At 38.4% G+C, this 13835-nt stretch carries 13 protein-coding genes and 1 pseudogene; 7 read left to right on the top strand and 7 right to left on the bottom strand.

Annotated elements, in window-relative coordinates; all coding sequences use genetic code 11:
* Window positions 1-200 (bottom strand): pseudouridine synthase (locus tag KH943_RS05500; RefSeq protein WP_304108679.1); only part of this gene is annotated, 200 nt, incomplete at its 3' end.
* Between the two features lie 46 nt (window positions 201-246).
* Between KH943_RS05500 and KH943_RS05505 the strand changes: the two genes are divergently transcribed.
* Window positions 247-879 carry a histidine phosphatase family protein gene (locus tag KH943_RS05505; RefSeq protein ID WP_304108680.1) on the top strand — a complete coding sequence of 211 codons (633 nt, stop codon included), beginning with the start codon at window positions 247-249 and terminating at the stop codon, window positions 877-879.
* A gap of 21 nt (window positions 880-900) precedes the next feature.
* Window positions 901-1899 carry a TerC/Alx family metal homeostasis membrane protein gene (locus KH943_RS05510; RefSeq protein ID WP_304108682.1) on the top strand — a complete coding sequence of 333 codons (999 nt, stop codon included), beginning with the start codon at window positions 901-903 and terminating at the stop codon, window positions 1897-1899.
* A gap of 111 nt (window positions 1900-2010) precedes the next feature.
* Here the strand turns inward: KH943_RS05510 and KH943_RS05515 are convergent, their stop codons facing one another.
* The 3 genes from KH943_RS05515 to KH943_RS05525 all read right to left on the bottom strand — a co-directional run bounded on the left by KH943_RS05515 (window position 2011) and on the right by KH943_RS05525 (window position 6396).
* Complete coding sequence (locus tag KH943_RS05515; RefSeq protein ID WP_438359824.1) at window positions 2011-4161, bottom strand: 3-hydroxyacyl-CoA dehydrogenase NAD-binding domain-containing protein; 2151 nt, start codon at window positions 4159-4161, stop codon at window positions 2011-2013.
* 14 nt (window positions 4162-4175) lie between these two features.
* Window positions 4176-5480, bottom strand: a complete 1305-nt coding sequence (locus tag KH943_RS05520; RefSeq protein WP_304108684.1) for an acetyl-CoA C-acyltransferase — start codon at window positions 5478-5480, stop codon at window positions 4176-4178.
* Window positions 5481-5913: 433 nt separating this feature from the next.
* Window positions 5914-6396 (bottom strand): Dps family protein, encoded by a 483-nt coding sequence (locus tag KH943_RS05525; RefSeq protein ID WP_304108687.1) that lies wholly within the window; start codon window positions 6394-6396, stop codon window positions 5914-5916.
* A 310-nt stretch (window positions 6397-6706) separates the two neighbouring features.
* Between KH943_RS05525 and cdd the strand changes: the two genes are divergently transcribed.
* From cdd to KH943_RS05550, 5 genes and pseudogenes are all read left to right on the top strand, one after another.
* Window positions 6707-7585 (top strand): cytidine deaminase, encoded by an 879-nt coding sequence (cdd, locus tag KH943_RS05530; RefSeq protein ID WP_304108689.1) that lies wholly within the window; start codon window positions 6707-6709, stop codon window positions 7583-7585.
* A 107-nt stretch (window positions 7586-7692) separates the two neighbouring features.
* Window positions 7693-8643 (top strand): cysteine synthase A, encoded by a 951-nt coding sequence (gene cysK / locus KH943_RS05535; protein ID WP_304108692.1) that lies wholly within the window; start codon window positions 7693-7695, stop codon window positions 8641-8643.
* Between the two features lie 170 nt (window positions 8644-8813).
* On the top strand, window positions 8814-9230 hold the full coding sequence (gene ndk / locus KH943_RS05540) for a nucleoside-diphosphate kinase (protein ID WP_304108695.1): 417 nt from the start codon (window positions 8814-8816) through the stop codon (window positions 9228-9230).
* A 63-nt stretch (window positions 9231-9293) separates the two neighbouring features.
* On the top strand, window positions 9294-10046 hold the full coding sequence (locus KH943_RS05545) for a TOBE domain-containing protein (RefSeq protein ID WP_304108698.1): 753 nt from the start codon (window positions 9294-9296) through the stop codon (window positions 10044-10046).
* A gap of 549 nt (window positions 10047-10595) precedes the next feature.
* Window positions 10596-11245: pseudogene (locus KH943_RS05550) on the top strand (IS1595 family transposase).
* A 34-nt stretch (window positions 11246-11279) separates the two neighbouring features.
* Here the strand turns inward: KH943_RS05550 and groL are convergent.
* The 3 genes from groL to KH943_RS05565 form a co-directional block, all read right to left on the bottom strand.
* Window positions 11280-12923, bottom strand: a complete 1644-nt coding sequence (gene groL / locus KH943_RS05555; RefSeq protein ID WP_304108701.1) for a chaperonin GroEL — start codon at window positions 12921-12923, stop codon at window positions 11280-11282.
* Window positions 12924-12944: 21 nt separating this feature from the next.
* Window positions 12945-13235 (bottom strand): co-chaperone GroES, encoded by a 291-nt coding sequence (locus tag KH943_RS05560; RefSeq protein ID WP_304108704.1) that lies wholly within the window; start codon window positions 13233-13235, stop codon window positions 12945-12947.
* A 105-nt stretch (window positions 13236-13340) separates the two neighbouring features.
* On the bottom strand, window positions 13341-13835 hold a 495-nt coding region (locus KH943_RS05565; RefSeq protein WP_368493493.1), incomplete at its 5' end, for a D-alanyl-D-alanine carboxypeptidase family protein.

Here is a 13835-nt window from a genome sequence, read left to right on the forward strand (position 1 = left end):
TTATTTAAAGCTAGAATGAGCAAGCCCGAGGTAATTTTATCTAATCGATGTACAAGCCAAACTTGCTCCATACCAAGCTGTTTTGCAACTAATTCGGTAAATCCAACCGCTTGTTGATCTTTATGTACGCTAATGCCCGCAGGTTTGTTAATAATCACAAAATCCCGATGTTGCAGGCAGAGAGTAAAAAGCAAATTCATGTTATAATCCCGACTCTTTTTTTGGGCTATTTTAAAGGAAATGGGGATGGCACTAAATATTTATTTAATTCGACATGGCAAAACCGTGTGGAATATTGAAGGACGCTTGCAAGGCTCCGGCGATTCGCCTTTGGTTGAAGAGGGCATTGAGGGGGCGAAAAAAGCAGGGCAAGCGTTAAAAGCGGTTCAATTTTCTGCAGCATATTCTAGTATGCAAAAACGCGCTCAAGACACGGCAAACTATATTCTGGCGGAAAATGAAACGCAAAATGTTCCGCACTTTCATCATTGGGGCTTGAATGAATTTGACTTTGGCAGTTGGGAAGGGATGAAATCGGTCGATTTATATGAGAATGATGAATATTGGGTAATGAAAAAAACACCCGCTGAATATAAAGCATTGGAAAGCGGCGGTGAGACCTATGAACAGCTTTATCAGCGTGTATTTAAGGTATTCAACCAAATTGCCGAATTGCACAAAGATAACGAAAATGTATTGATTGTCGCACATGGAATGACTTTAACTGTTTTAACTGCAGTGTTAAAAGGCTTGCATTGGTCGGAATGTCGTGATGAAGAGAAACACAAATTTGTGATGAATACCGCCATCAATATTGCCAAAGTTGAAAATGGCAAGGTGGAATTAGTTGAATTTAACAATATCGAGCATTTAGTTTAATTTTAATTTTTTGTAGGTTATATGGCACACTTTGGTTTTCCTTTAGAAACAATTATTGTCTTTTTTGCGGTAATTCTTTTTTCCATTTATATGGATTTAGTTGCCCATAAAAATAGCAAAGAAATCACGGTGAAAAATGCGGCAATGTGGTCGTTATTTTGGATTTCATTAGCCGTTGCATTTTATGTTTATTTATATATTCGTTTTGACACATCTTGGGCGGATTTATATTTAGCAGGCTATGTTTTAGAAAAAAGTTTATCAATTGATAACTTAATGGTTTTTGTCGCTATTTTTGCCTCGTTTGGTATTACAGGCAAATTGCAACATAGAATTTTATACTGGGGCATTTTAGGGGCATTAGTATTCCGTGCGATTTTTGTAGTGCTCGGCACAGGTTTATTTGCAGCAAGCCCTTGGGTTGGCTTTGTTTTCGCCTTATTTGTGTTGTGGAGCGGCTGGAAAATGCTTACTGCAAAAGAAGAGACAGAAGAAGAAATTGAAGATTATACTAATCACTGGAGCGTACGTTGGGTTGGAAAAATAATGCCTGTTTTACCAAAACTACACGGCTATAACTTCTTCGTTAAACAGGCAGAATTAAAAGCGGAAGAGCTGGCAAATGTAACTCGCAAAGGCTTGCGTTACGCAACACCTGCATTTTTATGTTTAATCGCAATTGAAACCTCCGATGTTGCTTTTGCGTTTGATTCAGTGCCAGCCGTGATTGCCGTAACACAAGAACCGCTCTTAGTTTATGCAGCAATGATTTTTGCTATTCTTGGTTTGCGTAGTCTCTATTTTATTTTAGCAGCACTGACTAAATATCTAGTGCATTTAGAAAAAGCAGTCATTGCGTTATTATTCTTTATCGGTATTAAAATGGGTATTCAATCTTGGAACCACGCGGTATTCGATACGGGGTTCCATATTTCGCCAAATACCAGCTTATTTATTGTTTTAGGAGTGTTATTTATTGGTGTGATTGCATCACTTATTTTTCCAGAGAAACACGAATAAAATAGTGGAAATTTAATTTCTTTAGAAAACTATACTAGTTAATTATAAATGGCTAGGTGCTATCTTTATAGCACTTAGCCATTTGCATTTTAATCAAATATATTTTGTCTATTATGCCTCTTTTTCCGTCTGATCTAACAAAAACGGACAAGGCTCAAATCGATCCCCATAAATTTTCTGGTGAACTTTAAGCTGTTTCACAATCTCTTTTGCCCCCACTTTTTCCATATAGGCATAAATACCACCTCTGAATTGTGGGAAGCCAGTGCCGAGCACGGAAGCGACATTTCCTTCTTCAGGCGATTGAATCACTTTTTCGTGCAAACACCAAGCGGCTTCGTTGATCATTCGTAAAATACAACGGCGGGCGATCTCTTCTGCTTCCAAGTCATTTTGTGTGATGGTTTCCATCACGTGATAGATACTTTTATCCTCCTGCAAGCGTGTACCGTGCTTGTCATACATATAGAAGCCACGTTTGTTTTTGCAGCCTTTGCGTTCATTGCGAATGAGTAACTCTGTTTTAGCTGGCATTTCGAAACGTTCGCCATAGGCTTTTACTAAGGCAGGTATGGCTTTGTTTAGCACGTCTAAGCCCATTTCATCCATCATTGCAAGCGGTCCAATTTTGAAGCCGAACTCTTGTAACGAGCGGTCGATAAATTCAATCGCTTCACCATCAATCACACATTGCATCGCTTCAAGTAATAATGGCGTGAGCAAGCGGTTGATAAAATAACCTTGCGTATCAGAAACCAACAAAGGCACTTTACCTTGCTGGATTGCAAAATGGATGGCGGTGGCAATGGTGTGTTCGCACGTGCCTTCGTGGGGGATAATTTCCACCAACTGCTGTTGGGTTACAGGACTAAAATAGTGAAAACCGATCACATTTTCTGGACGTTTTGCTACTGATGCAATCTCTTTGATCGAAAACGTGGAGGTATTTGTCGCAAAAATAGCATGTTCATCGTAGTAATTCTCGCTTTCTTGCAACATTCGTTGCTTAAGCTTGAGATCTTCATACACTGCTTCAATAATAAAATCAGTCGATTTCGCGGCAACTAAACGTTCGCCTCCTGTGATCAAATTCATTCGTTGGATCATTTCGCCTTCACGTAGCTGTTTTTTTTGTACCGCTTGTCGCATTAAGTCGTAGCAAGTTCGTAGTGCTTTTTGGATTTCAGAAGGGTGAATATCCTTAATTCGTACAGGAATGCGTGCGTTATTTGCGGTTAAGTAAGCAATGCCCGCTCCCATATAGCCAGATCCTAGAATACTGACCTGCAACACATCACGGACGTTACCACGAATGGCGTATTTGTCTTTCATTGCCCGCTCAGTTTTCTTTAAATTCACCAATACGTTTGCGGTTTCGGTGTTGAGTAATTTAACCAATGCATTTTGTTCAAAAGTTAAACCTTGCTTGAAATGAGGTTCTTTAAGTAACTCAACTAATTCAACCACAGCAGGATAGTTACCAAATGTTTGTTGCCAGAGATGATTTTCCAAGCGATCGAGTAATTTATTACGTAACGATGGCGTACCTTCCAATTTCTTTCGCCATTTGTGTAGCAAGTTTTTCGGTTTCTTATAATCTGCTTTGGCAATTTGGTTCTCTAGCAAAAGCTGATAAGCGACTTGAAACAAGCGGTTCGCAGGCACAGCCATATCTATTAAACCGAGCTTGAGTGCGTGTTCTACATCGACTTTTTTGCCCGAACTGAGCATATCCGCTGCCTGATTTAAGCCAATTAAACGAGGTAAACGCTGAGTGCCACCCGCAAATGGCAAAATACCAGAGCGAATTTGTGGCATTGCAAATTGTGTGTAAACTTCATCGGAGGCGATGCGATAATCACAGGCTAAAGCGAGCTCCAAACCTGCTCCGAAGCAATGACCATCAATAGCCACAATCACTGGCACTTTAAGCACATTTAGTTCACGCATTACTAATTGCATTTCTTGCGAAAATTGTTTGAGCTGGGCTTCTGTTTTGCCTTGTAATACCGAAAGTTTAAAGCCTTGAATAAAGTTTTTCGGGCGTGCTGAAATAAATAAAATGCCTCGCACTTGTTGATAAATCGCTTTTCCAATCACGTTACGCAGTTCTTCTACGCAATTTTCTGGCAACCAGTTTGCATCATTTTCTGGGCTTAAAATGTTTACCACCGCAATGCGATTATCATCAACTTCAACTTGGAAAGTAGGACGGTTTATCTCGTTCATTTCGCTTTGTGTTTGTTCAATTTGATCTGTCATATCATCCTCACTTTCTATTCCGTTTCTAACACCATTGCCGCACCTAAACCGCCCAAGCCGCTTGAAGCCACCAACGATGTGTCGCCACCTTTACGTTTTAAGGCAAAAAGCGACTGAATCACGGTGCGAAGACTGGTAACTGCTCGTGGGTTACCAAAGGCAATTGAACCACCCAGATGGTTGAGCTTATCGAAATCAATTTTGCCCAAACAAGCGGTGCGATTTAGCTGAGATTTTGCAAAATTGTCCGACTCAAACAAACGAATATTCATCAGCATTTGGCTTGCTGAGGTTTCGTGAATATCAATAAAATCCATATCGGCAAGCGTTAAGCCAGCACGTTCAAGGGCAATTGAGCTAGAAATTGTTGCTCCAGCAAACATATTGTGCCAAATATCATTGCCCGTAATCGCATAACTGCGAATATAGCCTAATACCTCAAGCCCCAATGCTTTGGCTCGGCTCTCATTCATCAACAACACCGCCGCTGCCCCGTCTACAGGTTGAGGAATATTCGCCTCAGTGACAGTCGCATAAGGTTTGTGCATAATCGGTGAAAAGCGTTGGTAATATTGTGGGCGAGTAGCTGCGTTGATTAAAGTATCTGCCACCACAAAATCGGTGTAAGGACGCGGCACAGATTGCATAACCTCCTCTTTAAACAAGCCCAATTTCCACGCATTTGAAGCTTTTTCATTTGAGAATCGAGCGTATTCATCTTGTTCAGCACGGCTGATGTTGTAATCTTGCGCCATCTGTTCAGAGAGTTCAGCCACGGAAAGTTGTGTCGTGAAATCTTTTAAATTCACCCCGTGCGGTTTGAAATCACCCCAAGAAAAATCACGAAAACGGCGAAATTTTTCATCGAGTGTTTCAGCTTTGAAAATGGATTTGAATTTATAAATTACACGAGGACTTAAGCTGATTGGAGCATTGGAAATGGAATCTGCACCACCTGCAATGCCTGCAGAAATCGAACCAGACAGAATACTTCCAGCCACATTGACTATCGCTTGCAAGCCAGAAAGACAAGAGCTACTAATACTATAAGTTTGCAGTTGTGGCATATTTAATGCAAGGGCAATTTCACGCGCTGGATTTGGGATGTCTGGTTGTTGAATAACTTGCCCAAAAACGAGCTGTTCAATTTCATTACGATCAATAGCTAACCGGCTTAAAAGCTCATTAGTTACCATTGTTCCCAAACTAGTAGCATAGGCATCTTTAAAGCCTGTATCACGACGAGCAAATGGCGTTCTAAGCCCACTGACTATCGCAATACGATCTCCTTGGGCAGTTAAAAGACGTTGTTTAGGCATAGCGTTCCTGTAGATAATGAGAAATGTTCGGCTACAAAAGTAAATATTCTAACACGGCAGTACAGGAACAGAAAGCGACCCTCTTCGCTGATATTATATTCTTATACTTTGTAAGTAACATTCAGGTAAACCAATAAAGAAAGGTTACTTTCCTTATAAACATAAAAATGTAAAAGGCACTTATGTAAGTTTGATATATTATATAAATTATTTATTTTTAAGAATTCTTTTGAAATAAATATAGATAGGACAACAAATAGGTTTGATGGATTATTTAAACATCTAAAATATTAATTAAATAATTATAATGGATTAACGAGAAAACGTAAGATTATGTTTATAAATTATTTTTAAATAAAAACAGTTGATAATATTTTTAAAAAAATGTTATCAACTGTTTTGTCTACTACGCTTTTAAATTCTCAAGACAATGTTAAGCATGACAAGTTTGGCAAGCTGCTTGGAACATCCACACTAATTTTTCTTGTTCTTTGATGTAGTCACTCATTTGAGAATTTGTACCTTCATCACCTGCTTCACCTGCAAGTTCAAGAATTTCGCGTTGTTGTTCAAGTAACACTTTTAAACCCGCTAATGTGCCAGATAAACAGTCTTGAGCACTGCTTACAGCAATATCTTCTTGAATGCGTGAAACTTTTAAGTATTGACTATATGCATTATTTGGTGTGTAGCCTAAAGTTAAAATACGTTCTGCTAATTCATCTACTTTGGTAATTAAATCAGTATAAATCTCTTCAAATTTTGCGTGTAATTCAAAGAAGTTCACACCTTTGATATTCCAGTGATAACCACGCACGTTAGTATAGAACACTTGATAGCTTGCCAATAAATCATTTAATTTTGAAGCCAATTCTGCTGATGCAACTTTATCTAAACCGATTGATGTTTTTGACATAATTTGTTCCCTCTTTATGTATGTAATATTAAAAAATAAATCAAAGAGCCTGTGCTCTTTGTGTTGATAAGTATATGTCTTTCACTTGATAGATACAAATTACTTCATTCAATAAAATATATAGGAATTACCTATTCGTTAATAAATTGTTAAAGTCTATGCCTATCAATGTTAGTTGATAAATGTGAGCAGGTTCACAAATTTCAAGATTGATTGTTCGTAAAGAAGTGAACCCCTCGTAATAAAAATAAATTTATGCTTTAATAACAAGCGGTTAGATTTTTAATCTTTTTTGCATTGGGAGAGAGTTATGCAAGATGCCATTTCGCAAACTTTATCGGAAAATAGACCGCTTAATCAAGCACTTATTTATATTTTAAATCGTCAAAATTGGGCGGGGTTCCTTTCTCATCAACAAGTTCAGCAAGTATGCCAACAATTGAAACTAGAACCCTTAGCCCTAGCGATGCAACTTTTACCTGTTGCTGCTTGTTATAGCCATACTGACATTTCACATTTTAAAGTGGGTGCAATTGCGATTGGCGAGCATGGCGATTTTTATTTTGGTGCGAACCAAGAATTTGCCCATACCGCCATTCAGCAAACTATTCACGCAGAGCAAAGTGCGATTAGCCACGCCTGGCTAAGAGGCGAAAAACGAATTAGTGATATGGTAGTAAACTATACGCCATGTGGACACTGCCGCCAATTTATGAATGAATTGCATCAAGCTGAAAACATTGCGATCCATTTGCCACATAGCCAGTATAATCCACTGCATAGTTATTTGCCTGATGCTTTTGGTCCGAAAGATTTGGATATTCACACGCTCTTGCTTAATCAAGAGCATCATCAACTTGATGAAAATCATCCTGATCAGCTAGTTCAGGAGGCTATCCATGCAGCTAATCAGGCTCATTGCCCTTATTCAAATAGCCCGCACGGCATTGCAATTTTATTTAGAAATGGGGAGATAATAACAGGGCGTTATGCGGAAAATGCGGCATTTAATCCTAGTCTTCCAGCCCTGCAAACTGCTCTGAATTATGCTTATCTTAACAACCTAGATTTAGCTGACATTGAACGTGTTGTATTAGCAGAAAAACCAACCAATCTCAGCTATAAAACTATGTCAGAGCAATTATTAGAAACGATTTCTAACGTGAAATTGGAATATGTCTTACTTTAACTAATATACTTTTTAGTTATATTAAATGATTTTTAACCACTACACTTTTACCAAAAATGGCGTATGCTTAATCCAACTTTAACCTAATTCAACATAAGGAATTTTCTATGACGATTTATGCAGACAACTCATACTCCATTGGTAACACGCCACTTGTTCGACTAAAACACTTTGGTAACAATGGCAATTTAGTAGTAAAAGTAGAATCTCGTAATCCAAGTTTTAGTGTGAAATGTCGTATCGGTGCCAATATGGTATGGCAAGCAGAAAAAGATGGCATTTTAACCAAAGATAAAGAGATTGTAGATGCAACTAGCGGTAACACTGGAATTGCACTTGCTTATGTTGCAGCGGCTCGCGGTTATAAAATTACCTTAACCATGCCTGAAACAATGAGCCTTGAGCGTAAACGCTTATTACGAGGTTTAGGCGTAAACCTTGTATTAACTGAAGGGGCAAAAGGGATGAAAGGGGCAATTGCGAAAGCTGAAGAAATCGTAGCAAGCAATCCAAGCCACTATGTGATGTTAAAACAGTTCGAAAATCCCGCGAACCCAGCAATTCACCAACAAACAACTGGTCCTGAAATTTGGAATGCAACTGAAGGCAAAGTGGATGTTATCGTTGCAGGCGTGGGCACAGGCGGTACGATTACAGGGATTTCTCGCTACATCAAACAAGATCAAGGTAAACAAATTATCTCTGTAGCGGTTGAACCGAAAGAGAGCCCTGTAATTACACAAACTTTAAATGGCGAAGAAGTGAAACCGGGTCCGCATAAAATTCAAGGTATTGGAGCTGGCTTTATTCCTAAAAACTTAGATTTAAGTTTAGTCGACCGTGTTGAACAAGTTTCAAGCGAAGAAGCTATTGCAACTGCTCGCCGCTTAATGGCTGAAGAAGGGATTTTAGTGGGGATTTCATCTGGTGCAGCCGTTGCGGCAGCAAACCGCTTAGCACAACAACCTGAATTTGCTGATAAACTTATCGTGGCAATTTTACCATCTGCCTCAGAACGTTATTTAAGTACCGCATTATTTGAAGGTATTGAAGTTTAATCTTCAAAACAAACCAGTATAAAATGACAATAAAAATCTCCATTTTTGAATGGAGATTTTTTTATGTTGGTAATACTCTCTTATTCTTGTATTTTTGTTAAAATATTTACTCAATCAATATACTTATTTAGTGCTTAAGGAAGCCTTAATCACTAATACGCGGAGAAAAAATGATCCAACAAACTTTATGCTTAATTAAACCAGATGCCACTAAACGCCACTTAATCGGCAAAATTTTATCGCATTTAGAAGAAGCTGGCTTAGTCATTAAAGCCTTGAAAAAAATCCAACTTACCCGTGAACAAGCTGAAGGCTTTTATGCCGAGCACCAAGGACGTGAATATTTTGCACCGCTCGTTGATTTTATGATTTCAGCACCTGTGGTTGCGGTCGTGCTAGAAGGCGAAAATGCGGTAGCAAATTATCGTGCTTTAATGGGAGCAACTAATCCAGAAGCTCAAAAAGAGGGTACACTGCGCAAAACGTACGCATTAAGCAGCCGTGAAAATTCGGTGCACGGTTCTGATTCGGTTGAATCGGCGGAACGTGAAATTGCCTATTTCTTTACACCAAATGAAATTGTTTAAGCGGTTGATTTTTAGCAATCATTTACAAACCCCAAAGATCCTCTATATAAAAGAATATATAAAATGCTTGATACTGAAATTCTACTCACCATTAAACTGCAGGATACGTTATTTGCTGATCCTCGTCGTATTGAATTATTACGTCAAATTAAACAAATTGGCTCCATTAACCAAGCAGCAAAATTAGCTGGTGTAAGCTATAAAACTGCGTGGGATAACATTGATGCGATGACTAAAATAAGCCCTAAACCTTTGCTGGAGCGTAGCACTGGTGGGAAACAGGGCGGAGGCACACAATTGACAGAGTATGCAGAACGTCTGTTACAGCTTTATGATCTGTTACAACACACGCAAAAGCGTGCCTTTGAAATCTTGCACGAAGAGAATATTCCGCTTGATAATGCATTAGTTGCAACTGCCAAATCCTCGTTGCAAACTAGCGCGAGAAATCAACTTTTCGGTAAAGTATCTGGCTTAAAACAAAAAGGATCGCTAGTTTGGGTTGAGGTTAATATTGAAGAGATGAATGAGATGATTTGTGCAGTTATTACAGAAAAGAGTAGTAAGAGACTTGAGCTAACTCTGGGACGAGAAGTAATGCTACTGATTAAAGCTCCATGGATCAAACTCAATTCGCCAACCACAGGCGTAAACGATTTTATGGGTAAAATTGTGGCAGTTAAGCAGAATGAAGTGACAGTAAGTATTAAGAAAATTCTCTTTTGTGCAACGACGGAAACTTCTTTTTCAACTCAAATTGGTCAACAAATTGCTCTACATATCGACCCTGAACAGATCATTTTAGCTGCGATTTGAAACAAAAAAGTCTGCCCGAAAGCAGACAAGGAGTGATTTCTATATCTGAATTGTTGTTATAGCATTATATAAAAATATAATACAGGTTATAAATTCTACACCAATTCCTAAAATTAACAATAGAAAATCTTATCTTTTAACCTCACTTTCAGGTATCTGCTATTCTCATTGTGTAGTTAGATTACTGGTAAGGTACTTTCAATGTGTATTTCCTGCTTCTTTAGCTATAGTGTTAGAACATTAATTACATCTGTAACGTTGAGTTTTATTTCTAATGCTAAACTTGCAGATATTTGGGCTTTAACAGAAAATACAGTTCTTTATTCATTTTTCAAAAAAAAGAGGGTTAAAGTCTCGTACTATAAGTACTTTAATCCTCTTTCGATTAACTATTTTGTCTACTATGTCAAAAAATTTTCTTATTTTCAATAATTTGCGATTGTATTTTTCTTTTTTTAGAATGAGAAGATCTTTATTGGTGTTTTTATAGATAGATTTGAGGCTGTACTAGATAACGACTAAAAATTCCATTTAGGTTAGAATAAACCAATGAGAAAAAGTCGCTTAAGTCAGCATAAACAAAATAAACTCATTGAACTGTTTGTTGCCGGTGCCACAGCAAGCACAGCCAGTGAATTGGTTAATGTAAACCAAAATACAGCCGCTTATTAATTTCATCGATGACGCTTACTCATCTATCAAACAAGCCCACATTTGGAAATGTTTGGAAGGTAAGGTTGAAGCCGATGAAAGCTATTTCGGTGGTACTCGAAAAGGCAAACGTGGTAGCTGTGCCGTGGGAAAAATTGAGGTATTCTGGCTTCTCAAATGAAATAGCAAGGTTTATACCGTCGTTGTCTCTAATGCACAATCAGCGACATTATTGCCAATTATCCGAGAGAAAGTTAAGCCTGATAGCATTGTATACGGATACCTTTCGTAGTTATGATGTTCTTGATGTCAGTGAACTTAGCCATTTTCGCATTAATCAGAGCACGCATTTTGCCGAAAATCATAACCACATAAACGGAATTGAGAATTTTTGGAATCAAGTAAAACGCCATTTACGCAAGTTTAATGGCATTCCCAAAGAACATTTGGAGATACATTTAAAGGAATGTAAATGGCGTTTTAACAACAGTGAAATAAAATCTCAAATTTTCATTTTAAAACAATTAATTAAGGGGAGTTTAGCCTAGTTATCTAGTACAGCCCCTTTATTATTAAATGAGGCTACATCATTCCGCCCATTCCACCCATACCGCCCATTCCAGCAGCAAGGTCATCTTTTTCATCTTTCGGTAAGTCTGTAACCATACATTCAGTAGTAATCATTAAGCCTGCGATTGATGCAGCAAATTGTAATGCGGAACGAGTTACTTTTGTTGGATCTAAGATACCCATCTCTAACATATCGCCATATTGCTCAGAGCCTGCATTATAACCGAAGTTACCTTTACCATCTTTCACGTTACGAGCTACAACAGACGCTTCTTCACCTGCATTAGTCACAATTTGACGAAGTGGAGCCTCCATTGCACGAAGTGCTAAGCGGATACCTACATTTTGTTCTTCGTTATCGCCTTTTAATTCTTCAGCCACTTTGCTTGCTGCTCGAACTAATGCTACACCGCCCCCTGGTACAATACCTTCTTCTACCGCTGCACGGGTTGCGTGAAGAGCATCATCCACACGGTCTTTCTTCTCTTTCATTTCAACTTCGGTTGCAGCACCGACTTTAATTACAGCAACACCGCCTGCTAATTTTGCTACGCGTTCTTGTAATTTTTCTTTGTCGTAATCTGAAGTTGAATCTTCAATTTGTTGGTGAATTTGAACAACACGCGCTTTGATTTGAGTTTCATCGCCCACACCATCAATGATTGTGGTATTATCTTTGGTAATTACTACGCGCTTTGCTTGACCAAGCTCTTCTAATGTCGCTTTTTCAAGCTCCATACCGATTTCTTCAGAAATCACTGTACCCGCAGTTAAGATTGCAATATCTTGTAACATTGCTTTACGACGATCGCCGAAACCAGGTGCTTTAACCGCTGCTACTTTCACGATACCACGCATAGTATTCACTACTAAAGTCGCTAATGCTTCGCCTTCAATATCTTCAGCAATGATTAACAATGGTTTGCCTGCTTTCGCAACCGCTTCTAACACAGGTAAAATTTCGCGGATGTTCGTAATTTTTTTATCTACTAATAAAATGTATGGACTATCTAATTCAACGGTACCTGCTTCAGGCTTGTTGATGAAGTATGGCGATAAGTAACCACGGTCAAATTGCATACCTTCCACTACATCTAATGCATCATCTAAACCTGTGCCATCTTCAACGGTAATTACGCCTTCTTTGCCCACTTTTTCCATTGCTTGAGCAATTAATTGACCTACGGTTGCATCAGAGTTTGCAGAAATTGTACCCACTTGTTCGATCTCTTTTGCGGTTTCGCAAGGTTTTGAAATCGCTTTTAATTCGGTTACCACTGCTGCAACAGCTTTGTCGATGCCGCGTTTTAAATCCATTGGGTTCATACCCGCTGCAACTGCTTTTAAACCTTCGTTTACAATCGCTTGAGCAAGCACCGTTGCAGTTGTTGTACCATCACCTGCTGCATCGTTTGCTTTAGAGGCGACTTCTTTTACCATTTGAGCGCCCATATTCTCGAATTTATCTTCTAATTCGATTTCACGTGCTACTGAAACACCATCTTTAGTGATCGTTGGTGCACCATAGGCTTTATCTAAAACAACGTTACGACCTTTAGGACCTAAAGTTACTTTTACTGCGTCGGCTAATACGTTCACGCCTTTTAACATTTTTACACGTGCATCGTTACCAAATTTAACGTCTTTTGCTGCCATTTTTTATATTCCTTTTTTTAATTATTCTACAATCGCCAAAATATCGTTTTCAGAAAGAATTAACACTTCTTCACCGTCAATTTTTTCTGATTTCACGCCATAACTTTCGTTGAAGATCACTACATCGCCAACTTTTACCGCTAAAGGCTGAACATTGCCGTTTTCTAATAAACGACCTGTTCCCACAGCAATTACTTTACCACGGGTAGATTTAGTTGCCGCAGAACCAGTTAAAACGATACCGCCTGCTGATTTTGTTTCTACTTCTTCACGTTTTAAAATTACTTTATCATGTAATGGACGAAGAGCCATAGTTTCAATTCCTCTGTTTAAAATGAAATAATTTACGCCGAGAGGCATAACGCTTTATAAAATAGGGCTGAGTTTGCTGTTTTCAAGAGTAAGCATAAAAAATTGTTAAATATTCTTACGTTTCTTAGTCTGGTGATTGTGAGTCACACCGACACAACCATATTTTTCTAGTTTTGTTTTAGTAAAAAATGACCTCTTAGCTGAACTTTGATTATTTAAGCTAATTACACCAATGGTCGCATTATTATTGCAGCGATGCTTATTAACGAACACTAGATTATATCCTGACTCATTTATGAATCCTGTTTTATTCAAGGATGCCTCAAAGATCTCTTCGCGTACTAACGTATTCGTATTTTGCATCATTACTCGTCGTTTGCCAGCCTGAATAACTGTTTCTTTTTCATTTGATAATTTTTGAATTTCCTGATTTTTGAGTGAATATTTGGCAAGTTTTACCAAATCCATTGCACTTGATACATTAGCACTAGATAAACCAGAGCTATCATAAAAACGAGTGGATTTCATCCCTAATTCACGGGCTTTTGCATTCATTTTTTGGATGAATTGAGCACGACTCATACCAGCTGAACGAGAAAG

The sequence above is a fragment of the Haemophilus parahaemolyticus genome (genome assembly GCF_018373095.1).
Taxonomy (GTDB): domain Bacteria; phylum Pseudomonadota; class Gammaproteobacteria; order Enterobacterales; family Pasteurellaceae; genus Haemophilus_A; species Haemophilus_A parahaemolyticus_A.

What these genes read in the sequence shown, in the direction of transcription:
- KH943_RS05505 (WP_304108680.1), top strand. Translation starts at nt 247, where the DNA reads ATGGCACTAAATATTTATTTAATTCGACATGGCAAAACCGTGTGGAAT.
- KH943_RS05510 (WP_304108682.1), top strand. Translation starts at nt 901, where the DNA reads ATGGCACACTTTGGTTTTCCTTTAGAAACAATTATTGTCTTTTTTGCG.
- KH943_RS05515 (WP_438359824.1), bottom strand. Translation starts at nt 4,161, where the DNA reads ATGACAGATCAAATTGAACAAACACAAAGCGAAATGAACGAGATAAAC.
- KH943_RS05520 (WP_304108684.1), bottom strand. Translation starts at nt 5,480, where the DNA reads ATGCCTAAACAACGTCTTTTAACTGCCCAAGGAGATCGTATTGCGATA.
- KH943_RS05525 (WP_304108687.1), bottom strand. Translation starts at nt 6,396, where the DNA reads ATGTCAAAAACATCAATCGGTTTAGATAAAGTTGCATCAGCAGAATTG.
- cdd (WP_304108689.1), top strand. Translation starts at nt 6,707, where the DNA reads ATGCAAGATGCCATTTCGCAAACTTTATCGGAAAATAGACCGCTTAAT.
- cysK (WP_304108692.1), top strand. Translation starts at nt 7,693, where the DNA reads ATGACGATTTATGCAGACAACTCATACTCCATTGGTAACACGCCACTT.
- ndk (WP_304108695.1), top strand. Translation starts at nt 8,814, where the DNA reads ATGATCCAACAAACTTTATGCTTAATTAAACCAGATGCCACTAAACGC.
- KH943_RS05545 (WP_304108698.1), top strand. Translation starts at nt 9,294, where the DNA reads ATGCTTGATACTGAAATTCTACTCACCATTAAACTGCAGGATACGTTA.
- groL (WP_304108701.1), bottom strand. Translation starts at nt 12,923, where the DNA reads ATGGCAGCAAAAGACGTTAAATTTGGTAACGATGCACGTGTAAAAATG.
- KH943_RS05560 (WP_304108704.1), bottom strand. Translation starts at nt 13,235, where the DNA reads ATGGCTCTTCGTCCATTACATGATAAAGTAATTTTAAAACGTGAAGAA.